The 22,251-nt window shown below is 38.8% G+C and carries 22 protein-coding genes; 15 read left to right on the top strand and 7 right to left on the bottom strand.

What is annotated here, in order from left to right:
* Window position 1: 1 nt before the first annotated feature.
* From CUU59_RS07790 to CUU59_RS07765, 6 genes are all read left to right on the top strand, one after another.
* A complete protein-coding gene (locus CUU59_RS07790) occupies window positions 2-1,132 on the top strand; it encodes an aminotransferase class V-fold PLP-dependent enzyme (protein WP_099951397.1) in 1,131 nt (376 codons plus the stop codon).
* A gap of 8 nt (window positions 1,133-1,140) precedes the next feature.
* Window positions 1,141-1,641 carry a DUF4446 family protein gene (locus CUU59_RS07785; protein ID WP_099951396.1) on the top strand — a complete coding sequence of 167 codons (501 nt, stop codon included), beginning with the start codon at window positions 1,141-1,143 and terminating at the stop codon, window positions 1,639-1,641.
* Window positions 1,642-1,654: 13 nt separating this feature from the next.
* Entirely contained in the window at window positions 1,655-2,170 is a 516-nt protein-coding gene (locus CUU59_RS07780) for an adenine phosphoribosyltransferase (protein ID WP_075574345.1), read from the top strand.
* 206 nt (window positions 2,171-2,376) lie between these two features.
* Window positions 2,377-2,784, top strand: coding sequence for an IS3 family transposase (locus CUU59_RS08380; protein ID WP_099951395.1), 408 nt, complete (start codon window positions 2,377-2,379; stop codon window positions 2,782-2,784).
* 379 nt (window positions 2,785-3,163) lie between these two features.
* Window positions 3,164-3,778, top strand: a complete 615-nt coding sequence (locus CUU59_RS07770) for a hypothetical protein (protein ID WP_169922901.1) — start codon at window positions 3,164-3,166, stop codon at window positions 3,776-3,778.
* Window positions 3,768-5,807, top strand: a complete 2,040-nt coding sequence (locus tag CUU59_RS07765; protein ID WP_099951393.1) for a DUF3160 domain-containing protein — start codon at window positions 3,768-3,770, stop codon at window positions 5,805-5,807. The genes CUU59_RS07770 and CUU59_RS07765 overlap by 11 nt, the downstream gene beginning before the upstream one ends.
* A 171-nt stretch (window positions 5,808-5,978) precedes the next feature.
* On the opposite strand, the gene CUU59_RS08205 is transcribed toward CUU59_RS07765, so the two are convergent.
* Window positions 5,979-6,152 (bottom strand): helix-turn-helix domain-containing protein, encoded by a 174-nt coding sequence (locus CUU59_RS08205; RefSeq protein WP_169922900.1) that lies wholly within the window; start codon window positions 6,150-6,152, stop codon window positions 5,979-5,981.
* Between the two features lie 14 nt (window positions 6,153-6,166).
* Between CUU59_RS08205 and CUU59_RS07760 the strand changes: the two genes are divergently transcribed.
* Complete coding sequence (locus CUU59_RS07760) at window positions 6,167-6,430, top strand: DUF3160 domain-containing protein (RefSeq protein ID WP_099951392.1); 264 nt, start codon at window positions 6,167-6,169, stop codon at window positions 6,428-6,430.
* 359 nt (window positions 6,431-6,789) lie between these two features.
* Here CUU59_RS07760 and CUU59_RS07755 read toward each other — a convergent pair whose 3' ends face one another.
* Complete coding sequence (locus CUU59_RS07755; protein ID WP_169922899.1) at window positions 6,790-7,854, bottom strand: patatin-like phospholipase family protein; 1,065 nt, start codon at window positions 7,852-7,854, stop codon at window positions 6,790-6,792.
* A 96-nt stretch (window positions 7,855-7,950) separates the two neighbouring features.
* Between CUU59_RS07755 and CUU59_RS07750 the strand changes: the two genes are divergently transcribed.
* Together CUU59_RS07750 and CUU59_RS07745 are read left to right on the top strand one after the other, a co-directional pair.
* Entirely contained in the window at window positions 7,951-8,592 is a 642-nt protein-coding gene (locus tag CUU59_RS07750; protein WP_099951390.1) for a hypothetical protein, read from the top strand.
* The gene (locus CUU59_RS07745) at window positions 8,589-8,939 is read left to right on the top strand and encodes a Spx/MgsR family RNA polymerase-binding regulatory protein (RefSeq protein WP_099951389.1); all 351 of its coding nucleotides are present in this window, start codon (window positions 8,589-8,591) and stop codon (window positions 8,937-8,939) included. The genes CUU59_RS07750 and CUU59_RS07745 overlap by 4 nt, the downstream gene beginning before the upstream one ends.
* Before the next feature lie 84 nt (window positions 8,940-9,023).
* Here the strand turns inward: CUU59_RS07745 and CUU59_RS07740 are convergent, their stop codons facing one another.
* Together CUU59_RS07740 and CUU59_RS07735 are read right to left on the bottom strand one after the other, a co-directional pair.
* Entirely contained in the window at window positions 9,024-10,631 is a 1,608-nt protein-coding gene (locus CUU59_RS07740) for a restriction endonuclease subunit S (protein ID WP_169922898.1), read from the bottom strand.
* Window positions 10,618-12,591 (bottom strand): HsdM family class I SAM-dependent methyltransferase, encoded by a 1,974-nt coding sequence (locus tag CUU59_RS07735; protein WP_099951387.1) that lies wholly within the window; start codon window positions 12,589-12,591, stop codon window positions 10,618-10,620. The genes CUU59_RS07740 and CUU59_RS07735 overlap by 14 nt, the downstream gene beginning before the upstream one ends.
* Before the next feature lie 263 nt (window positions 12,592-12,854).
* On the opposite strand from CUU59_RS07735, the gene CUU59_RS07730 reads away from it, so the two are divergent.
* Window positions 12,855-13,436: a hypothetical protein gene (locus tag CUU59_RS07730; RefSeq protein WP_099951386.1), complete on the top strand. Its 582-nt coding sequence runs from the start codon at window positions 12,855-12,857 to the stop codon at window positions 13,434-13,436.
* Window positions 13,437-14,455: 1,019 nt separating this feature from the next.
* On the opposite strand, the gene CUU59_RS07725 is transcribed toward CUU59_RS07730, so the two are convergent.
* From CUU59_RS07725 to CUU59_RS07715, 3 genes are read right to left on the bottom strand one after another with little or no spacing between them, the layout of a single operon-like run.
* Window positions 14,456-14,980 (bottom strand): chromate transporter, encoded by a 525-nt coding sequence (locus CUU59_RS07725; RefSeq protein WP_099951385.1) that lies wholly within the window; start codon window positions 14,978-14,980, stop codon window positions 14,456-14,458.
* Window positions 14,977-15,486, bottom strand: a complete 510-nt coding sequence (locus CUU59_RS07720; RefSeq protein ID WP_099951384.1) for a chromate transporter — start codon at window positions 15,484-15,486, stop codon at window positions 14,977-14,979. Before CUU59_RS07720 ends, CUU59_RS07725 begins: the two co-directional genes overlap by 4 nt.
* A complete protein-coding gene (locus tag CUU59_RS07715; RefSeq protein WP_099951383.1) occupies window positions 15,486-15,956 on the bottom strand; it encodes a Fur family transcriptional regulator in 471 nt (156 codons plus the stop codon). Before CUU59_RS07715 ends, CUU59_RS07720 begins: the two co-directional genes overlap by 1 nt.
* A 502-nt stretch (window positions 15,957-16,458) precedes the next feature.
* Here CUU59_RS07715 and dnaA point away from each other — a divergent pair.
* The 5 genes from dnaA (at window position 16,459) to gyrB (ending at window position 22,246) form a co-directional block, all read left to right on the top strand.
* Window positions 16,459-17,832, top strand: coding sequence for a chromosomal replication initiator protein DnaA (gene dnaA / locus CUU59_RS07710; RefSeq protein ID WP_099951382.1), 1,374 nt, complete (start codon window positions 16,459-16,461; stop codon window positions 17,830-17,832).
* Window positions 17,833-17,981: 149 nt separating this feature from the next.
* Window positions 17,982-19,079 carry a DNA polymerase III subunit beta gene (dnaN, locus tag CUU59_RS07705; RefSeq protein WP_099951381.1) on the top strand — a complete coding sequence of 366 codons (1,098 nt, stop codon included), beginning with the start codon at window positions 17,982-17,984 and terminating at the stop codon, window positions 19,077-19,079.
* On the top strand, window positions 19,076-19,282 hold the full coding sequence (locus CUU59_RS07700) for an RNA-binding S4 domain-containing protein (RefSeq protein ID WP_099951380.1): 207 nt from the start codon (window positions 19,076-19,078) through the stop codon (window positions 19,280-19,282). The genes dnaN and CUU59_RS07700 overlap by 4 nt, the downstream gene beginning before the upstream one ends.
* A complete protein-coding gene (gene recF, locus CUU59_RS07695) occupies window positions 19,282-20,322 on the top strand; it encodes a DNA replication/repair protein RecF (protein WP_099951379.1) in 1,041 nt (346 codons plus the stop codon). Before CUU59_RS07700 ends, recF begins: the two co-directional genes overlap by 1 nt.
* A gap of 13 nt (window positions 20,323-20,335) precedes the next feature.
* Window positions 20,336-22,246, top strand: a complete 1,911-nt coding sequence (gene gyrB / locus CUU59_RS07690) for a DNA topoisomerase (ATP-hydrolyzing) subunit B (protein WP_099951378.1) — start codon at window positions 20,336-20,338, stop codon at window positions 22,244-22,246.
* The last annotated feature ends 5 nt before the right edge of the window (window positions 22,247-22,251 follow it).

The raw sequence follows: 22,251 nt of genomic DNA, 5'->3' as shown, positions 1-22,251 counted from the left end.
TATGATTTATCTGGACAATGCAGCAACCTCTTGGCCCAAGCCTCCCTCTGTAAAGGAGACTGTGGCCCAGGCTTTTGACTATGCTGCAAACCCGGGCAGAGGAGCTCACCAGCTGGCTATGAAGTCAGCTCGTGAGGTCTTTAAGGTGCGCGAAAAAATAAAAGACCTGATAAATGCAGAGTCTACAAAAAATATAGCCTTTACAAAAAACTGTACTGAAGGCTTAAATATCGCAATGTTTGGGTCTCTCCAAGCTGGAGACCACGTCATTACAAGTGTATATGAACACAATTCCATCCTCCGCCCCCTCCACGTTTTAGAGGAGAGGGGAGTTGACTTGGATATTTTGGATTGTCCAATTGATGACCTTGCGGATAATATCCTAAGAGCCATCAAGCCAAACACGAGGATGGTTGCAATCTCCCACGTGGATAACTTGGTTGGCAGGGTCAAAGACATCAAAAAAATTGGCAACAGCCTATCCAGAGATATATTATTTTTGGTCGATGCAGCCCAATCCATTGGCCACATGCCAATAGATGTGGAAGAGGCGCGGATTGACCTCTTGGCAGCACCTGGCCATAAGGCTCTAATGGGGCCCATGGGAACAGGCTTTTTGTATGTACGTGACGAGACCGCTGTTTTACCCTTTATGGTTGGCGGCACGGGATCACGCAGCCAGTCCCTGGTCCACCCGGACTTTGCACCCGACAAGTACGAGGCGGGCACTGAAAACCTCCACGGAATTGTGGGTCTGGGCGCAGGTATAGACTGGATTAATGAAGTTGGCATAGAAAATATCGAAGCCCATGTCAAAGACTTGGCCAAGACTTTTTATAGGCTGGTAAAAGATATGCCTGGAGTAATAGTCTACGGGATTGAATCCGATGACCAAATCACCAGCATAGTAAGTTTAAATATAAGTGACAGGGACAGCGCCGAAGTGGCCATGGCCCTAGACAGGGAAGGGGAGGTTGCCGTTCGCAGCCAAATGCACTGTGCACCGCTTTCCCACAAACACTTCCATACCCTAGACCAGGGCATGGTAAGATTTTCCTTTGGCTACTTTAACACCATGGATGAGGTCCATGAAGCCGCAAAAATTTTAGAAAAAATAATTCAAGATAATTAGGTAAAAACATGTTAGAAAAATATCAAATGGAAATTATCTACGGGCTAGTCGGATTGTCGGCAATACTTTTAGTCCTGGTTATAATAAACATGAATCGAATCAAAAAACTAAAAAATCGCTTCGACAAAATGGCCGGCTACGAAGATATAGACCTTGAAAAGCTACTGGGCATACTTAGAAAAGATATAAATGACATCCACACGGGAAATATCTTGAGAGAAGAAAAGATTGCAAAATTGGAGCAGGCCTACAGCTTTACTATAAACAAGGTCGGCTTTTACAGGTACAATGCCCTGGCCAATGAAAAATTAGGGCGAGGTGGCGACCTGTCCTTTTCGATTGCATTTTTGGACTCCTATTACAACGGCTTTATTTTGACCAGCATTTACGCTGGCAGCCAGTCCATCAGCTATGCCAAGCCAATTAGAAACAAGGGATCCAATATCCCCCTCTCAGAAGAGGAGCTAATCGCCATAGACAAGGCAATTCGCGGCGATATTATAGAATAGAAAGAGTGAAATTATGGATTTAAAAAAAGAAATAGCAGTTATAGAAAACTTTCCCAAAGAGGGCATATCCTTTAAGGACATTACAACCCTCTTGCAAAACCCAGAAGCCTACAGGGAAGCGGTCAAGCAACTCGCAGAACCACTAAGAGGCAAGGGGATCAAATACATTGTAGCCCCTGAAGCTCGCGGCTTTATCTTTGGATGCACAGTCGCAGTTGAGCTGGGCATAGGCTTTGTCCCTGTTAGGAAAAAGGGCAAGCTCCCAAGGGAAACTGTATCCTACAAGTACGAAAAAGAATACGGGGAAGACGAACTCTTCATCCACAAGGACGCCATCAAACCTGGCGACAGGGTTGCGATTGTCGATGACCTACTGGCAACAGGCGGAACCATTATGGCCTGCGAAAAACTCCTCAAAAATATGGGAGCAGAAGTTGTGGATATAGGATTTTTGATTGAACTAACCGGCCTCAAAGGCAAGGACAGATTGGAAACCGAAACCTATTCCATTGTAAAATATGAATTCTAATAAAAAATGTAGGGCAGCCGCAAACGCGGCTGTTTTTTTGTGGGAAAATTTAGGGAGGGTGATAATTGCTTTGGGAATAATTTTTATATTTAATATTTCGACCGCTGGATATCGAGTCTCCACGGACGAAATGGCCACCATAAAGGTGGTATGATACATGCAAAGTAGACAGTCTAATTAATTAAAAACCCATAAAAGGAGAAAAAATGGGGAAAATTAAATTTGACTTAGAAACAAAAATACAAGCATGTAAAGAATACGAAAAAGGAAACAAATCATTCATAGAAATAGCCAAGGAAATAAATGCAGGAGATACAACTGTCGCCTCATGGTATGTAAAGTACAAGGAAAAAGGAGAAGAGGCTCTAAAGTCAAGAACTNAAGGTCAAGGGATGAAGCATAGTATGTCAAGGGTAGGTAAATGTATAGATAATGGACCAATGGAAGGGTTTTTTGGTATATTAAAGACAGAGATGTTTTATGGTAAAGAGTTTAATTCTTTAGAAGAATTAAAAGACAGAATTATTAATTATATTGAATTTTACAACAACGAGAGGTTTCAAAAAAGATTAAACTGCATGGCTCCGTTGGAGTACAGAGAGTATGCAGTTTAAATATGTGTTTTTAATTAATTGTTGTGTCTACTTGACAAGGGGCAGTTCACCTTTATGGTAGCCACCGCCTCGTATAAAAATTGACCGATTGGTATGCAGTGACTCACGCAAATGTTGACAATCGTCTTTGTAGAGGCCGATTTATTTCGGCCACCGATTGTCAACAATCTGAGAAAAATGTAGCCCGAAAAGTACACCCGCATATATTTTACGGATAATATTTATATTCGCAATATAATAAATATAAATTAAAAATCAATAAAAATATTTCCCCTTAAGCCCCCAAATTTCTCCCGCCTTGCAATTATTATGCTAAAGTACTATAATTATCTTAGATATGAGATATAAATTCACTAGGAAAAAATTAATATGGGTATTTTTGCTTTTGTTTGTATTTATCTGGCTTATATTTTTTGCAAAAAAATCTCAGACCTTTGAGGTTTTTGACGAGGACAATCGCCCTTGGCAGATGACTGTGGTCCGGCCCCTTTGGTCCAAGTACTCCAATAAATTAATCTTTAAATCGGAAGATAAAAAATTCGTCAGGGACTTTAAGGGCAAGTACGAGCACAATATTTATAAAGTCCAGACCGGCCGGGTGAACGACGAGACCAACTTTGACATTGCCTTCGGGGTTTACAACAAGGCCCCCTCCCACCAGGTCTATGCCAAGCGCATGTTCATCTACTATATTGATGATGGGATCCTGCGGCCCAAGTTCCGCTGTTCGCGTTTTATCAGGCCCATGGTCGACTTTGCCCTGGCCGATTTAAATGGCGACGGCTTTGACGAGATCTACACCATAGAGAAATATAAGGACCAGTATTCTTTGAATATGTACAGGCAGTACGATTTGAAAATCGAATTGATTTCATCATTTGATTTGGATTTCAAGGCAGATTTTTTCCTAATAGACCAAGGCCTATTTATTGTAGGCGACCAAAAACATCAAGTGTACTTAAAAAATGAGGAGGTAAGTATATATGAAAACTAAGAGAATTATCGCTCTAATCCTGGCACTAATGCTAGTATTTGTATCCTGCAAGCGCCATGATGGGTCTACGAGCGGAGACAAGGAAAAAGATCCTGACCCAGTAGAGGTTAAGGAAAAGGAAGACAAAGACAAAGACCAAGATAAAGATAATAGTAAGGCAGAAAATAAAATTAACGAAGCCCAGCTCTTGTCCTTTTTTAAGCTAAAGGGTCCTAAGCAAGGCGATTTTGCTTACGAAAGGCCCCAAGCCAATGTCGAGCCCTATGTAATAGAAAAAAACCTGGCCAATGTTGAAGGTGTTATGGATTACATGTACAAAACTTTCCCAGACGCCATTAAATCAATAGAAAAAGATGGCTTTGCGGTCACTTACGACCTCTACCAACAGCCATTTTCCGTCTATGAAAACAACCAATACACCTTTAACAATTCCTTTGTAACGACGGACTCTGTCCTCCACCTTTACAATATAATCTATCTGGGCCTTCTGGAAAATATGGAGGCAAATGGCCTAAGATCCAAGCTCCTCGCCATGACAGAGGGCCTCTTGGAGACAGCTCTTGATGATCTGGACGAGGACCCAGCTTCTATTAGAAATGCTGCTTTATTTTACACTGGCCTCAGGCTCCTTGGCGAGGATGCCGATGTGCCAGCAGAGGTAGAGGAAATATCTGATGCAGAGATGGCCAATATCGATGGTGAATCCATGGCCATATCCAATATCACCGGAGCCCGAGTCGACTACTCTATGTTTAAGGTCCGCGGCAACTACACCAAGTCTGAAGACTTAAAATCATATTTTAAGGCCAATATGCTCTATTCGCAAAACTTTTTTAGAGTCTTAGATTTCTCCAATGAACCCGAATATGAAGCCATTCGATCAGCCATCCTCTTATCCAGACTCTTAGTCATAGATGAAAAGGCTGCAAATCTGTGGAAGGAAATCTATGAACCCATCAGCTTTATGGTGGAATCAACAGAAGATTTAACTCCTTTAAAGCTCGCTGAAATCGTTTACGATGTTACTGGCGACAGCAATTTTGATAAGGAAAAAATTAGCTCAGACATAGTCGTGAAAAAGGTTGCCGACGTTTTAAAGTCCATGGAAGGGCCGAAAATCAATCCGACCAAGGGCATGCAAATGTCCTTGCTCCCACAAAGGGCGGTTGTGGATAACATCTGGCTCCAAGGACTCATCGACGATCGTCCAGCCTCCATGCGCCCAGTCGCATCTGGCGTTGACCTAATGGCAGTTATGGGTAATGACCTGGCCTATATGATTTCATCCACAAGTGAAAGGAATTTAAAGTGGGATGAATTTTTAGACAGGCTGGAAACCATTAAGACCCAAGTCACTTCCAGGTCTGATGAGGAAAAAAGATCCAATATCTACCAGACCTGGCTGTGGACACTTGAGGGCTTTAACAACCAAGATTTAACTGGCTATCCGACCTTTATGCAAAATGAAAAATGGGCCTACAAGGACCTAAACACAGCCCTGGCATCATGGGCCCAACTCAAGCACAATACAATTCTTTACTCCAAGCAATTTGGGGCAGAAATGGGCGGCTTTGAACCAATCCCAACCCACCACTATGTAGAGCCAAATGTCGAAGTCTATCAAAGACTCATTTGGATGACCGATTACACAAGGGAAAACGCAGAAGCTTATGGAATTCTTGACGCAAAGAAAAAGAAAACCCTGGAAGATTACAAGGACCTCTTGGAATTTCTATCGGCAGTCAGCGAAAAAGAACTACGTGAAGAAGCCATTAGCCAAGCCGAAAACGACAGGCTAGAAGCCATTGGCGGAGAGATGGAAAACATTTTCCTAGGCTTCTATGTACCACCAGAAGATGAAGAATTTTCCATAGGAGCCAGCGAGAGGGAAACCCAAAATATAGCCGACATCCAAAGGGTAGGATCCAATGCAGTGGGCGAACCCGAAGGCTCTTACCTGGAAGTAGGGACCGGCGTATTCTCCGATGGGGTGTTCCCAAAAAGTTGGACAAATAATTTGTTCATCTAAAAGAATGCTTTCTACTTGCTAACTAAATTTTTGAATGCGATTGTCAAGGGTTGCGAAGCAACTTGCATAGCCCTTGACATAAAGCTTATTCAAAAATTTATCATATAGCAAGAAAGCTTCTTTATGCTCTTTCTTTTTCTTCGTAATACTTGGCCCTTTTTTCATTTGGACTTAGGTAGTTGTTGAGTCCATAAAGGCATCTGGTCCGTATTCGTTGTATGTTTGGATCCAACCTTGAAGGGTTGTTTTGGGTATGTTGTTAATTTTTACAAATTTTCTAAGTGATAGTTTTGAGTTTAGATATTCTTCTACTTTTTTCTTTTTGTAGTCTTTGGTGTAGTCCATGTTCTCCTCCTTTTGTGTCCAATTTTCGGGGAACAGGACACGATATATATGTAGTCTTTAGGTCAAACGGCCAATACTATCTGGGCAGGGGTGCGGTCTTTAACTACTACGAATTCCTCTCTGAAGAAAGGATGACCAACGAAGACTTTGCCATGAGACTCGGCGGCTTCTGGACAGGTGTCAGACAAATGGATACGGAAAATCCAGAAGAAATAGAAATAGTTCACCCATTCTTTGAAAAAGAACTCTATGAAGAAATAGTTGACAGAATTTATTAAAAAATTGCAGGCCAAAAACCTGCAATTTTTTTGTGGAAAAAATACAAGAAAGGGAGAATTATTTTTCAATGATTCTCCCTAACATTTGACACATAGCTATAAAAACGCTGGCCTCTACTGGTATTTACACTGAAGCGTAACGCTTTAGTGTGGATTAGATTAGAAGAATTTTATTCTTAATCTGCTTATATAAGTTTAATTTTTGAGTAATTGTACTAGTGAATGTCTAAGCATTAATGAGTAGACAGTCGCTAATTAGCTGGCGGATGCTAACAACTTGATAGTCGTTAAAGAATATACTCCTACTGTTAAAGAAATTGTTTTCTTCTCTACATATTTTCCCTCATGGGTGGTCGTGTCTACCATCTGCTGGGGTAGAAGTCGGCTTCCTGCATTTGTTCTGCTATGTCTTTGATCTTGTAAGTTTTAAATTTGTCCAGATTTTTCTTGGTCATGTATTTTTCAACCAGGGCGACCAGGGCATCCGTTAGATGATAGTCATAGTCCAGCTGGAGGTTTTCTTCGACCATGGGCAGGTATTTATCAAAGAGCAGGCGATAGGGCGATGAGACTTGACCCTCTTCTTTAGTCATGATAAGGCCAGGCATGACCTTGGCCTCAAAAATTTCTAGGGCTTCTGCTTCAGTGAATTTTTCAAAATAATATTCGTCGCCTGATAGGTTTTTGAGTTTTTTAATAGCATCCATATAGCCCATTTGAATGAGCTTGTCGGCCTTTTGGGTATTGAAATTTAAAACGTTATTGATCTTGGTCGAAGGTTCGATGACGATAGCGTCCTTGGGAAAATTCCGGTCTCTTAGGTCCTTGGGATTGGCCCTGATAATAAGAGGAGTGAGGCCCATATCCACTACCATATTAAAGGGAATACGATTGTACATGCCCCCGTCCAAAAAATATTTACCGTGGAGCTTTTCCATCTTAAAAAAGGGCAGGTAGGCAGACCCAACTATATAGTCGAGAAGTAAGCCCTCCTCGATTTCATCCGCAAAGACGTCCTCAGCCTTTCTGTCGGTCACATTTAAAGTAGCCAGGCCAAAACGCATCTTGGATTCTCTAATCTTATCCTCTTCAAAATTATTATAAACCAGGCGTTTCAAAGGCTCTGGTGAAATATTTCCATTTTTAAAAATCTTAATGGCATTGGCAATTATTGTAAGTATATCATCGTTATCGTCAAAAGCTTTAAGCTCAGGCTCGTCAAATTCGGACATGTTAAGCGTCCGCCACATTTCCTTGCACTTATCGACCTCATCGCAAACGATAAAGGCCCCATTAATGGCCCCAATTGAGGTCCCAACAACCGCTTCAAATTCATAGCCCAATTCCTGGAGGGCTTGGTAGGCTCCAATTTGGTAAGAACCCTTGGCGCCTCCTCCCTCAAGCACTAATCCGTATTTAGTCAATTCCTTCCACTCTCCTTGGCACAAATATACAACAATTTTCTTAAAAAAGCAATAGGTCTACTTAAAAATGGGTAAGAGTCTACAAATGGAGGACTTATGAATACCTTTGATAAAGATAATTTAACTGTTTACACTGAGACCGAGCCCCAAGACTACGGCCCCTTGGATATAAATACAATAAAAACCGACCTGGCGGAGGAGATTCAGGACCTATATTTAACCGAGAAGGAAGGTTTTTTCAAAAAACACTTCAAGCGGATAGCAAATCTCATCCACCACGCCAAGGAAGAGGCCTTGGAAGACGTCATGAAGGACTTATTTAATGACAAGAATGAGGGCACTATTGACGAAGTCATAACGATTGCATCTAATATCAACGTCCTCTTGGACTTTAAATATCGTTTTGTAAACTTTGGGTCCTTTTTCGCCCCAATATGGAAGTTTCTCTTCCCATTTTTCCTATCATTTGGTGCCGTATTATTAACAGTGAGATCAATCAAGGACTTGGATGTACGTTCACTATTTGGCATATCCATAGCGACCTTCGTCCTCATAGTCCTCGTCATAATCGCAGTGGCCCTATCAATGGCCTTTTTTATAATCAAAACCCGGCACAAGCGAATGTTTGCCATCTATATAAATGAAAGATTAGAATACATCATCCACTCAGAATTCCTCAGGGGAAATCTGGTGGACAGCAGAAGAAAAACAAAAAATATGAAAGGAGACAAGAAATGAAATTAATTTGCTACAAAAAATGCACCACCTGCAGGGGTGTGGAAAAAATGCTAGAGGAAAAGAAAATAAAATACGACTACAGGGACATTAAAGAGGACAATCCAAGTGCCAAAGAATTAAAGGACTGGCATAAAAAATCCGGCCTGGACATCAAAAGATTTTTTAATACATCCGGCCAAATCTACAGAAATGAGGGCCTCAAAGACAAACTTCCTGACATGACAGACAAGGAAAAATACGACCTCCTCGCCACAGATGGCATGCTAGTGAAACGCCCAATCCTAATCACCGATGACGAGGAAATCTACGTGGGCCCAGATGTCAAAAAATATATAGAGACCTTATAAAAATAACGCCCAGCCGGGCGTTTTTTCTTTGAAGTTTATAAATTAAAATAAAATCAAAAAAGAGCTAAAGTTTTTCGATATAATTTAGATCTGACTTTGATAATAAGAAATCAAATCATAATATTTTTTTATTTCCTGAATTTGCATATATTTCTCAATATAATCAAAATCCAAATCTCCTAAATTATTAATCGGCAACAATATCTTTTGCCTCTTTAGCCTACCTGTTCCCATTTTATAACCATAACCATATTTCTCTTTCTGCTTAGTAATAACATTTGTCAGGAACAATGAAAAATATTTATTTTTATGTTTAGGGACTAATTGTCTTGTATCGTTTCCATATAAAGCTTTATAATCATGGTAAAACGCATATCCTACAGAACCATTGCGGTTTACACTTATAACTTTTTCTTCCAAAGTTTTGTTTATGTTATCTACAAAATAACCTATGCCATTATTTTGTGCAGTTGCAGTTATATATGGGGTATTGCCTTCAATTCTTTCTCTTGCATAAATATCTTGTCCCGATTTAATATCCACAATATCCTCAAGCCAAAATTCTTTCCATTCTTTTTCATAGAGACCTGCTAGTTCAGATTCCCTGCAAACCGCTAACCTATATATATATATATATATATATATATAGTCAAGCACTTTCTCGAGCTTTTTTGCTTCTAATTTTTGCATAAATTTACTCATATATTCCCAATGAGGATTGCCATTTTTATCTGCAGGTAAAATTAATTTTGTATTTTTCAGTCTGTTTCCATTTAATGCTAGACCATAAGATGCCTTACTTTTAGATGCTGTTTCTAATGAACCTATAATAAACTTTGCATTATGACTGTTTAAATTTTCATTATAAAGCAAATTGATAGCAGAACCCGCTCCACCACGACCAATAAATTTATAGTCATGATAAAAACAATTTCCAGCAATAGGATCTATTGATATACATTTTTCCATACTAATATCTTTTTCCGAATCAACAAATCCTATTAAACCATTGCTTTGACTAGAAGTCGAAATATAAGGTACATTACCGTCTGAATAATTAGAAATAACCTTTCCTTTAACAGGTCTAATATCAAAAACATCTTCTATTTTAAATGTTTTCCACTCGAGGTCTTCAAGTCCAAGTAAATCAAAGCCTGTTTCAAGCATTTTTTGCTCATAATAAGAAACTATTTTTTGTGCAATTTCTCTTTGCTCTTGCTTGATATAATCTTCCATAAATTTCCAGTTGGGGTTATTTAAGTTATCAATCGGCAAACTAATCTTTTGTTTATTTATTCTAGACTGACTAAACTTATATCCATATCCATATTTTTTATCTTTTGAATTTTCAATTGCTGTTTTTACAAATAACCCTATCTCTTTTGACATCTTCTGTCCGTTTTTCATTGAAATTTTCTCTACGTGATCTGTGGCTAAAAAATCATTATTTTGGTAAAATATATAGCCGTCTGTAGCACTATCTACAGTCAATACTCCTCCTGTTTCAGTTATAGTATTATTGTAAAAATCATCTAAACCATTATTCGTTCCCGCACAAGTAATTCTAGGAAATTTGCCAGGTTTATTTAAACTACTAGGATGAGTTGTTATTGTGCCAGATACATCAAATACATCTCCTATTCTAAATTCTCCCCATTCCACATCATTTAGTGATAATCTATTCTTCTTCATAGTCTTCACCATCGTCAGCTGCTAAAAGGAAATCTTCTTCCGAGGATTCTTCCTCATCGTCTTCAATTCCAAATAAATACCCTCTGCCATGGGTTATCATATTAACTTCAAAAGTAATATAATCTGCAATTGTATTTCTAAAATCTTGGTCGGTCGGGATTTCATCATTAAAATAATAAAAAGAGTGCAGCCATTCATCATCTGCTTCAATCGTTGTTTCAACGCAGAATTTTGTCTCTGCATCAATTCTATCAAACCATACATCAAGCAAATGTTGCTTTTTATCCTTGGCCGATGGCGTTTCTATAAGCCCAATATGTTTTGCAACTTCGTATCCATCGTCTTCAAAGTTAATAAATTTACATACTTTGTCTGGGTGGTGGGGGATACCTGCTGTAAAAACAGCTATGCAAGGGTTTGTGCCAACTCCATAGAAGGTATTTTTATTTAGGGTAATGACTCCCTCTAAGGTGTGGTGTTTTAAAATATTGGCCTTGGTTTCTTTCTCATATTTGGTTTTACCTGTCATTGTAGATTGAGGAACAATAACTGCAACCCTGCCACCTTCAACAATCGAGTCTAATAAATGTTCTGTAAAAGATATTTCATATATATTCGGATTATCCTTTGACCCTTGAGAGTAAGGAGGATTCATCATACCTACAGTGCAACCCTTAAGTTGTAATTTTGAAGGATTTTGCTTTAAAAAATCCTGATTTTCAAGATTACTTTTCCCGTCTCCCCTAAGAATCATATTTGTTGTGGCAATAGTAAACATATACGATTGATCTTCTATACCAAAAAGCTGATTTTTTCTGATGTTATCTTTTACAAAATCATCATCTGTTTTTTGTAACATATCATGCATGGCAGCAATCAAAAACCCTGCCGTCCCGCAACATGGGTCTATTACCTTGTCATCCGGCTTCAGATCAAGCAAATCACAAAATAACTCAGTAATATGTCTTGGAGTTAATATAATACCAAGGGTTTGACCGTCTCCACCGGAATAAGACATAAATTCCCCATAAAATCGTCCTAAAAAATCTTCTCCACTTTGGTGAAATCTAATTGATTGAAAAATACTTTTGTATAAAAACTCTGTGTAATGCCTGTTTGGGGTTTTACCTAAGTTGGAGTCTATCTGATTTATTTTTGTAGTATCTTTGATAACCGAAAACTGATTCAGTAATTTATCTCTTTTAACATCAGGGGATACATTTGCTCTATTGAGATTATCCCTTATAGCGTCGTAAATCTTTTGACCATCAGTTTTTTTAGAATCTCCTGTCAACATATCAATAGAAAAATTTCCGAACTCCATTTCTCTAAGAGCAAGTAAAATACCAGATACAATTAGCGGCTTATCCTTATCTTGAATTGACCCATAATTTCTTAAATCTTCGTGCAATAAAGCAGCATCTTTTAATATTTCTTTGGTCTCTTTTTCAAAATTAGTATTTTCTTTTAAAATTTCTTTTGTATAGTATTCATAAATGTTATCTTCATTAAATGATATAAATGTTTCTATTTCAGGAAGTTCATAATAGTCCAACCTATCGTTAACAAATAAAGGACTTATCCTATGTTTCTTTTCATTGCCTGATACACCAATTGCAATCACCTTTGTATAAGATGTGTTTTTTATAAGGTGCTTAGCATAAAATAATGCTCCATTTACAGCAAAATCACAGGTAGATAAAACATCCTCTGCCAATATTCCTTTATCTGTCCTTTTTTCATGCATAGAAAGCGATCTCTTATCTTCAATAACTATAATAAAATCTTTTATTACTCCTACATATTCAGGAAAACCAACTTTTCCCGTACCTCTCTTGGAAGCAGTTTTAAGTGCATCATCTATTTCTTTAATTGTAGAGCCTTGGGCATCTAAATTTAATTCCGCCTCTTTTAATAAATCATAAACCCACAAATCTGTACTTTTTTCTTTTCTGCTCATTTTCAACTCCAATATTTTCGATAAATCAAACTTAAAATACCTACAAAATTCTCAAATTATTTCCCTAATTTCCTAGGTAAATTTCAAAACCTACCTATTATAAGCTTCTTATTCTTATGTTTATTCTATAATATTCTACTACAGATTACAAGCTTATATTTTCCTTACTAACTAAGATTTCTACAAGCAAAAATATAAATGTGTAAAAATGCCGATCCCTGGGTAAATATGTAAAGTATCGCAAAAAAAGAAAGGATGATTTAATGAAGAAATTAATTTTAATAATGGCCCTGGCCCTGGGTTTTGCAGGCTGCCAAAAGCCAGCTAATACACCTGCGCCAGCAAAGGCCGACACACAAACAGAATCTAAGGCAGATGTTAAAACAGAAGAAAAAACAGATACAAAGGCAGATGCTGAAATTATCAGCCTAGCTGATGCTGTAAAGGTTTTTACAGACAAGTATCCAAATGCCAGCATCGAAGAGATCAGCTTTGAAAAGGAAATGTCAGGCGACGAATACGAAATCGAAGGTTTTGATGAGACCCACGAATACGGTTTAAAAACTTCCGCTGCAGATGGTTCAATTATCAAAGAAGAAGCAGAAAAAGATAGGACAACAAATAATCAAGCTATTGATTTATCTCTGCTTTCAAAAGTAGACGAATTAATCGAAGCTGCCCTAAAGGACGCAGGCCCAGATTATTACTTGGATTCATATTCTGTTGATTTTGAGGAAACCGGATCCTTCAATCAATTGGAAATCGAAGTTAAAACCAAGGCCGGCAAGGACATTGAATACGAATACAATTTAGAAAGCGGCGAATTAATTAAAAAAGATAAGTAAAATTTTCCCCCAGAGATGGGGGATTTTTTTAGTTTTTTTAGTTATTTATTTCGTACTTAGACATCCAATTTTCTATCCCAATATTTTAACATATTAAACTCGAATACTCTATTGCATTTTCTATCCCAATTATTTAACATATTCAATTCAAATTTCTATTCTAATTTTTTTGGAATATTCAATGCAAATTTTATATTCCAATAATCTATGTTGTTAAAACAACATGGATTTTGAAAATTATTGTTCTCATTAAAATACCCCCTTATTACCGTGTCTGGATTTAAGAGGGCGGTGAATAATGACTGGCATTTATTTTTTACAAAATTCTTTATTGCAAATTTTTTATATTAAATTCAATTTCTTATTCTAATTATACACGTTGTTAAAACAACATAGATCTTAAAAATTACTATTTCACAATTTCTTTCAAATGATTTATTTCATACTTGTATTTTAAAATCAGCCTATTTCATCCAGTAAAATAAAATTCCCCTAAACATTTATAAAAATATCTTAAGACTAATCCCTACAATCCTCATAAAATTCAAAAGTAAAAATATCTCAATAATCCACGTTGTTAAAACAACATGGATTTTCAAAATTTATTTTTTGTGCAATTTCTTTCAAGTTATTTATTGCGTACTTATATTTTAAATTTTCTATTCCAAATTCTTATTATATTCAATTCGACCTTTCTATCCCAACAATCTACGTTGTTAAAACAACATGGATTTTGAAATTTTTTTGCAATTTCTTATTACAAAATTTTTTATTGTGTACTTATATATTCAATTATATCCAATTTTCTATCTCAATTTTCTAATATATTAAACTCGAATACTCTATTGTATTTTCTATCCCAATAATCCACGTTGTTAAAACAACATGGGTTTTCAAAATTATTTTCTATTGCTAATTTTTTATTATATTTAATTCTAATTTTCTATTCCAATTTTTTATCCATTATTGTTTTTCCCACAAAAAATGACAACCGACCATCCGATTGTCATTTATCTTTTCTATTCCAAATTTTTTATAAAATATCCGATTGCCACGATTATTATTAGTATCAAGGCCGGGTGGACTTTGAGGACCACGGTTAAGACAACGGTTAGGGCCATTAGGATTAAGCTCGGCCAGGTTTTTTTGTAATGCTTAAAGAGATTTAAAAAGCTCATGGAAATCAGGGCCAGAACTGCTGGTTTGGTCCCAGTCATAAACTTTTCTACATAAGGGTTGTCCTCGATCAAATTAAAAATCAAGGTCAAAATTAAAATTATAATAAAGCTGGGTATTACAATTCCCACTGCCGCAATTATGGCGCCGAGATTGCCTGCTATGTGCTTGGCCGAGGCGACTCCAATATTTACCGCCAGGGGCCCAGGCACGCTTTGAGCCACGACCAGGACGTCCATAAAGTCCTCTTCGCTAATGTATTTCTTTTTGATAAGCTCTTCTTTCATGACGAGTATCATACCGTAGCCTCCGCCAAAGCTGATAAAGCCGAGCTTTAAAAAGGTCAGAAAAAATTTAAAATAATTCATAAAATCATCCTCACAAAGCCCATTATAAATATTACCAGTATGGGGTGAACTTTTTTAGAATATATGAGGCCTAAGCTTGCCAAATACAATATGACAGAAGTCCAGTCTGCCATGGCTGGTTTAAAGAGCATGGCAATGGCCGATAGGATAAAGCCAAAGACGGCCGGGCGGAGAGCCTTGAAAATCTTTTCCTTAACTGGCGACTTGTCGTATTTTTTAATGACCTCCATAAGGAGGATAAGGAGCAAGACGCTGGGCAGGCAGACTGCAAAGGTGGATACCAAAGCGCCTAGGATTCCCATTTTTTCCTTGCCTATAAAGGTCGCCGCATTTACCGCAAAACTCCCCGGGGTCATCTCAGACAGGGTGATTATCTCGTAAAAAACTTCCTCTGTGATGATGCCCGCCTGGATAAATTCTCGCTTAAAAAGAGGGAGCATGGCATAGCCGCCCCCAAAGGAAAATAAGCCAATCTTAAAAAACTTTTCAAACAAAATCCAAAGCATTAATGGTCACATGCCCCTTTATTTTTGCTAGACTCTTTGCACTTGCAAGTCTTTTGGCAGTCCTTACAGAGGCCGTAAAAATTTAATTCATAGTCTTCCACCAAAAAGCCTTCGTCTTCGGCCAATTGTAAAAGGCCTGGCACAGGCTTTCTCATGGTTTCAATGACCTTGCCGCAGCAGGAGCAAATCATGTGGTTGTGGTCTCTTTTTATATTTTTGATCTCGTACCTGACCACATTGTCTTTGAGAACTACCTTGTCCAAAATTCCCAGCTTGTTAAAGAGAACAATATTCCTATATATGGTTGCCGTGCCGACATCGTGGTCTTTTTCCAGTTCGGCAATGGCCTCTTGAATGGTAAAATGCGACTTGGTCGTATTAAAAAAATTGTATATATGCCTGCGTGGCGTAGTAAATTTGTAGCCGTTGTCGTTTAAAATGCTCTTGACTTGATTTCTATCCAGTCCCATATTTGCCTCCTATAACCTATAATATATTCTAATTATATAATAAGATTTCTCAAATATCAAGCGTATTGAGAATTTATTTAAATTTGAAAAGCCTTTTGATTTTCACTTTTAAAAAAATATTTGTATATGCATTTTAAAATCACATTTATGCAGGTCATTTGAATTATAACTTCATATCTGCTATAATAAATATACAAATTCCTTTGCATAGAAGGGGCTTTTGTGGTATAATAGCTGTGGAAAATGTAAGGAATTTTGAAGATATTTTTTTAATTTTTTTAGTTTTTAACAGGCCAGCCTGGGTAAAATGTGAAAAAATCCGCCCCATTGTTAATATCCTTTAACAAAAGGTATTTTTCAATCTTTATAAGAGTTTTTTTAGAATTTTTGGCCAGGCAAAACTGTGTAAACATCAAGTTATTAAATACATTTAACATCTGTCCTGTGAAAAACACTTTCAACATACTTGGAAAGTTTTTAACAGGCTGTGAAAAGAGGACCTATGACCAGTGTAGAAATTTGGACGGAAGTGCTGAAAAAAATGCAGGCCGAGTATTTTATGTCGCCTACAGAATTTTCTGCCTACATCCGCGTTTTAACTCCTATTTGTATCAAGGATAACAATTTAATATTGCTTGCTCCCAATCGCTTTACTTTAAATATTGTAGAGAGGCGGTTTATAGACCATTTGGAAAAGGCCATGGCTGGGATTTCTACTATGAAACTAAGGCTTATCACTCCAGAAGAGGAGGACAAGTATGTCAAAGAAGCAGACGAAGTCCTGCCTGAAGTGGATTTTTCCATGCCGGGCATAAGGCCCGTTTTGGATCCCAAGTATACTTTTGAAAATTTTGTTACCTGCGATGCAAACTCTATGGCTCACGCAACTGCCTGGGCGATTTCCAACAATCCGGGTACGGTTTTTAACCCGTTTTTTATCTACGGTAAAAGTGGAATTGGCAAAACCCATTTGATGCAGGCAATCGGCCACAAGGTTTTGGCTGAAAATCCTGAAAAGCGGGTCCACTATGTGTCGACCGAATCCTTTACCAATGAACTGATTTTTTCCATTAGAAATACCAAGGACCCTTCTATGAAGGCCAATTTTAAAAACAAGTACAGGAATTTGGACGTCTTACTTATAGACGATATTCAGTTTTTGGAAAGCAAGGACGTGGTCCAAGAGGAATTTTTCCACACCTTTAATGCTCTGATGTCCAAGGGGGCCCAAATTGTAATGGCTTCTGACCGCTTGCCCAAGGAGATTAAACCCATAGAAGAGCGTTTGGTCAGCCGCTTTGAATCGGGAATTGTAGCCGATATCAAGATGCCAGACAAGGTCACCCGCTATGCGATTTTGGAAAAGACTTCTGAATTTAACAAATACCAGGTCCCATCCGAAGTTATGTGGATAATTGCAGAAAATATTACCAACAATATCCGCGAGCTGGAGTCGGCCATTAGGAGGACTGATGTCAGGGCCAAGTTTATGAATGTTGAGCCAGGCGATGTCAGGGGCTACGAGAGAATTTGCAATGCTGTTTTATCCGAGATGAAGATGGCGGCCAGGAGAGAGTTAAATATTACTCCCGACCAGGTTTTGGAATACGTTTCCCAACGTTTTGGAGTTGAGGTTTCAGATATAGTTGGGTCTAGTAGAAGCGCCCAAGTTTCCAAGGCCAGACATATTTCCATGTATCTGATCAGGGAGCTCACCGAACTTTCTTTTCCAAATATTGGAGCTTATTATGGCAAGGACCATACTTCGGTTATTTATGCTTGGAATAAAATCAGAAATTCCACAGCCAAGGACCCGGGCCTAAAACGCTCAGTTGACAAGATGGTAAGGGATATTAAAAAATCATCCTTCAGATGATGTTTATAAATATCCCCAAGATATAAACAAGGAAAATCTTATAGGCAATGGCTTGTGACCATTTTTTAACATATTTCACAGGCCCTACTACTATTACTATATTTATAGTATATTATTAAGGCAAAAATTTTTGCACTTAGGAGGGAATTATGCATTTTATAATTCGTGTTGGTGATTTATTATCAGCTATCAGAATCGCCTTGCGCGGTGTTAGCAAGGGTTCTCAGTCTTCTCTTTTAGAGGGCATCCTCTTTGAAACCAGGGGTAAGGACCTGATTCTCTATTCAACTGATCTGAGGATTTCCGTTAAAACCAGTGTGGAATGCGATGTAAGAGAAGAGGGCAAGTATGTTTTTAATTCAAATATAATTTATGATATTGTTTCAAAACTCAAATCCAACGATATGATTGAGGTTAAGGTTGACGAGAATATGGGCGTCAAAGCTACTTCGGGCAGGAGTCGCTTGAACTTCCAAGCCCTAAATTCTGGAGATTTTCCAGAGTTTCCATCTATTAACGACGATACCAGATTTACAATCAAGGGCGAAGCTTTAAAGGACCTCATCAACAAGAATAGGATTTCAGTTTCCATAGATGAAAATAGGATGATCTACACCGGTATTAAATTCAAGGTTAACGAAGAAAAGCTAACAGGGGTCAGCCTGGACGGCTACAGGGTTACCATTGTGGATAAGCCTATTCATTCAAATGCCAATGACGAATTTATCGTCCCTTCTGTTTCCCTTTATGAAGTGGAAAAATTGGTCAAGGACGATGATGAAGTCACTATAATGCGGGCTAAAAACCACGCCATGGTTTTATTTGGATCAACTGCAGTCTACACCAGGCTCTTTGACGGGGACTTTTTCGACTACTCAGGCCTTTTGGCTGAGTCCGGTCCAACTGAAGTTGTTTTGGACAAGGATGTTTTCAAGGAATGCTTGGACAGGTCCATGATTGTGGCCAAGGGCAATTTAAATATGGTTCGCCTGGACATAAAGGAAGGCAACATGCACCTGGGTTCCACCGGTAATTTGGGGGAAACTTCAGATGACATGGAAATCCAAAAAGCTGGCGAGGACTTGGTTATAGGTTTTAATCCTAGGTATTTAAAGGAAGGGGTCTCCCTCTTTGCCGACAAGACTGTCCGCCTGGTTTTCAAGGATTCAGCTAGTCCACTTAACGTTTACGGAACAAGTGAAGACGTCCTTAAATATATTTTACTACCAGTGAGGTTACAAAATTGATTTTAGAAGTTAGAGTTGATACAGAATTAAAAAACGCCCTCAAGCTGGCGAGCTTAGTTGATTCTGGCGGAGTTTCCAAACACCTGATAAAGGACGGCCAGGTCAAGGTAAACGGCCAGGTTGAAACTAGGCCCTCTCATAAGCTTTCAGACGGGGACGTGATTGAATTTAATGGCCAAGAAGTGACTATTTCTATTATATAATGGAACTTAAGAGCATTTTATTTTATAATTTGAGAAATTTTTCCTATGAGTCCCTGGACATAAGGCCCGGCATGAACCTGATTTACGGGGAAAACGGGGCCGGCAAGACGACTTTTTTGGAGGGCCTTTATCTGGCCTTAACTGGAACTGTCTTTAAGGACACCTATTATGATTTGGTGAAAAGAGACCAGACCCAAGCTGGGGTCAGGGCCAAGTTCAAAGAGGGCGTTCGCGATATGGAAAAGATCGTCTATATAAAAAAGGACAAGGGTGTCCTCCGTGAGATTAATGACAAGCGGGTGGGGAGGATTAGAAATTTCAAGACCCACAATGCGGTTGTCTTTGAACCCTATGACACTTTTATAATAGATGGGAGCCCGGGACTTAGGCGGCGGTTTTTGGATGATATGATCCAAGATGTCAGCCTGTCTTACGAGAAAAATCTCCGCGACTTCAACAATCTTTATAGGCTAAGAAATGAATACTTGCAGACGGCAAATCCCAAATTTCATTTGGATTTAATGGATGATGATTACATCAAGCTTTGCCAGGCCATAAACCACGACCGGATCAAGTATATGGAGCTCTTGGAAAAGCGGACGGCCAGGCATCTTTACGATATAGATTCAAATTGGAAGGTCAAATTTTCTATAGACTATTCCTGGGACATAGAAAATCCTGAGAAATTTCGTGACCAAGCCTTGGCTGAAGACATGAGGCGGCGATATTCCACCTGGGGGGTCCACAAGGACGATATAGTCATTGAATTTAATGGCCAGCTGGCAAAATCATCTGCTTCTCGTGGGCAAAAGAGGGCCATTGTGGTCTCTATGAAGCTGGCAAATCTGGATATATTAAAGAGATTATCCAATCGCGAGTCCATAATTTTGCTGGACGATTTATTATATGAATTTGATTCCATTAGAAATGCGAATTTGGAAAATAAAATTAAGGGTATGACGGCATTTGTGACCTCGACTTCACTGATGGATGCGGATGCGATTATAGAAATAAAAGATAACAAGATGAAATATTTATAAGAAAGAGGTATTTATGGAAAATAAAAAGAGAGAGTATGGAGCTTCTAATATCCAGGTTTTGGAGGGCTTAGAACCAGTTCGTCTAAGGCCTGGTATGTATATTGGTTCCACATCTGAAAGAGGTCTCCACCACTTGATTTACGAAGTTGTGGACAACTCAATCGACGAGGCCCTAGCTGGCGTTTGCGATACCATTAGCGTGACAATTAACGAAGACGGATCTGCCACTATTGAGGACAATGGTAGCGGTATTCCAGTAGACACCCACCCAAAGACAGGCAAGTCAACAGTTGAAACAGTACTTACAATCTTGCACGCAGGTGGTAAATTTAATAACGATGCCTACAAGGTTTCGGGCGGTCTCCACGGGGTTGGGGTTTCAGTTGTAAACGCCCTTAGCGAATGGCTGGTGGCAACGGTCAAGAGAAATGGCAATATCTACCAGCAAAATTTTGCCCGCGGCAAGGCCATTAGTGAGCTGGAAATTGTGGGCAAGGCTGAAGGTACAGGCACAACTATTTCCTTTATGCCAGATGCAGAAATTTTTGATACTGTTATTTTTGATTTCGATACCCTAGAAGATAGGCTAAGGGAAATGGCCTTCCTAAACAAATCGGTTAGGATTGAACTGGCTGACAAACGCCCTGGCCAAGAAAAGGACAAGGTCTTTAAGTACGACGGCGGTATCCAAGAGATGGTCGAGTATTTAAATAGGTCCAAGACTCCTATTTTTAAGGAAATAATTTACTTCGATGAAGAAAGAGATGGTCAAGAAGTTGAGTTCGCCATCCAATACACAGATGCCTACAGTGAAAATGTGGTGACCTTTGCTAACAACATCCACACACCAGAAGGTGGTAGCCACTTATCAGGCTTTAGGACGGCTTTAACCAGGACTATTAACGACTACGGTCGTAAATTTAATATTTTAAAAGAAAAAGACTCCAACCTTTCAGGTGATGACGTTCGTGAAGGGATCACTGCAGTTATTTCAGTTAAACTGGCCCAGCCACAATTCGAAGGGCAAACAAAAGCAAAACTCGGTAACTCAGAGACTTCTTCCATTGTAAACTCGGTTATGGGCGACTGCCTAACAGCTTATTTTGAAGAAAATCCAAAAATTGCCAAGGCAATTATCGACAAGGCCATTAAATCACAACGCGCCAGAGAGGCCGCCAGAAAGGCCAGAGAAATCTCCAGGTCCAGGTCCATCTTGGATTCAGCGACATTACCTGGTAAACTTTCAGACTGCCAGTCCAACGACAATGGAATTACAGAAGTTTTCATCGTCGAAGGGGACTCAGCTGGTGGTTCAGCTAGACAAGGTCGCGACAAGCACTTCCAAGCAATTTTACCTCTAAGGGGTAAGATTATGAACGTTGAGAAGGCAAGGCTGGATAGGATTTTGGGCTACGAGGAAATCAAGGCTATGATCACAGCCTTTGGCACAGGTATTGGCGAAGATTTTGATATGGAAAAGCTCAGATACGGCAAGATCATTATCATGACGGATGCTGACGTCGACGGCGCCCACATCAGAACTTTGCTCCTAACTTTCTTCTTTAGGTACATGACGCCTCTAATCGAAGAGGGCCATGTCTACATTGCCCAACCGCCTCTATACAAGGTAACCAAGGGCAAGACCTTAAAATATTGCTACTCTGACGATGAGCTCAGTGAATTTTTGGATGAAATTGGCCGCGATGGCATCAATATCCAAAGGTACAAGGGTCTTGGGGAAATGAACTACGACCAACTTTGGGAAACTACCATGGATCCTGAAAAGAGAGTTCTCCTCCGCGTTAATATTGAAGATATGAACAAGAGCGACGAGATCTTTACTATGCTTATGGGTGACAAGGTAGCACCGAGAAGAGAATTTATAGAAGAAAACGCTAAGTACGTTTCAAACTTGGATATATAGGTGAA

It is taken from the genome of Ezakiella peruensis (genome assembly GCF_900215725.1).
GTDB lineage: Bacteria > Bacillota > Clostridia > Tissierellales > Peptoniphilaceae > Ezakiella > Ezakiella peruensis.
Note: the sequence above shows the minus strand (reverse complement) of the source record. Positions and strands in the feature narration are given on the sequence as shown.

What these genes read in the sequence shown, in the direction of transcription:
- CUU59_RS07790 (WP_099951397.1), top strand. Translation starts at nt 2, where the DNA reads ATGATTTATCTGGACAATGCAGCAACCTCTTGGCCCAAGCCTCCCTCT.
- CUU59_RS07785 (WP_099951396.1), top strand. Translation starts at nt 1,141, where the DNA reads ATGTTAGAAAAATATCAAATGGAAATTATCTACGGGCTAGTCGGATTG.
- CUU59_RS07780 (WP_075574345.1), top strand. Translation starts at nt 1,655, where the DNA reads ATGGATTTAAAAAAAGAAATAGCAGTTATAGAAAACTTTCCCAAAGAG.
- CUU59_RS07765 (WP_099951393.1), top strand. Translation starts at nt 3,768, where the DNA reads ATGAAAACTAAGAGAATTATCGCTCTAATCCTGGCACTAATGCTAGTA.
- CUU59_RS08205 (WP_169922900.1), bottom strand. Translation starts at nt 6,152, where the DNA reads ATGGACTACACCAAAGACTACAAAAAGAAAAAAGTAGAAGAATATCTA.
- CUU59_RS07750 (WP_099951390.1), top strand. Translation starts at nt 7,951, where the DNA reads ATGAATACCTTTGATAAAGATAATTTAACTGTTTACACTGAGACCGAG.
- CUU59_RS07745 (WP_099951389.1), top strand. Translation starts at nt 8,589, where the DNA reads ATGAAATTAATTTGCTACAAAAAATGCACCACCTGCAGGGGTGTGGAA.
- CUU59_RS07740 (WP_169922898.1), bottom strand. Translation starts at nt 10,631, where the DNA reads ATGAAGAAGAATAGATTATCACTAAATGATGTGGAATGGGGAGAATTT.
- CUU59_RS07735 (WP_099951387.1), bottom strand. Translation starts at nt 12,591, where the DNA reads ATGAGCAGAAAAGAAAAAAGTACAGATTTGTGGGTTTATGATTTATTA.
- CUU59_RS07730 (WP_099951386.1), top strand. Translation starts at nt 12,855, where the DNA reads ATGAAGAAATTAATTTTAATAATGGCCCTGGCCCTGGGTTTTGCAGGC.
- CUU59_RS07725 (WP_099951385.1), bottom strand. Translation starts at nt 14,980, where the DNA reads ATGAATTATTTTAAATTTTTTCTGACCTTTTTAAAGCTCGGCTTTATC.
- CUU59_RS07720 (WP_099951384.1), bottom strand. Translation starts at nt 15,486, where the DNA reads ATGCTTTGGATTTTGTTTGAAAAGTTTTTTAAGATTGGCTTATTTTCC.
- CUU59_RS07715 (WP_099951383.1), bottom strand. Translation starts at nt 15,956, where the DNA reads ATGGGACTGGATAGAAATCAAGTCAAGAGCATTTTAAACGACAACGGC.
- dnaA (WP_099951382.1), top strand. Translation starts at nt 16,459, where the DNA reads ATGACCAGTGTAGAAATTTGGACGGAAGTGCTGAAAAAAATGCAGGCC.
- dnaN (WP_099951381.1), top strand. Translation starts at nt 17,982, where the DNA reads ATGCATTTTATAATTCGTGTTGGTGATTTATTATCAGCTATCAGAATC.
- recF (WP_099951379.1), top strand. Translation starts at nt 19,282, where the DNA reads ATGGAACTTAAGAGCATTTTATTTTATAATTTGAGAAATTTTTCCTAT.
- gyrB (WP_099951378.1), top strand. Translation starts at nt 20,336, where the DNA reads ATGGAAAATAAAAAGAGAGAGTATGGAGCTTCTAATATCCAGGTTTTG.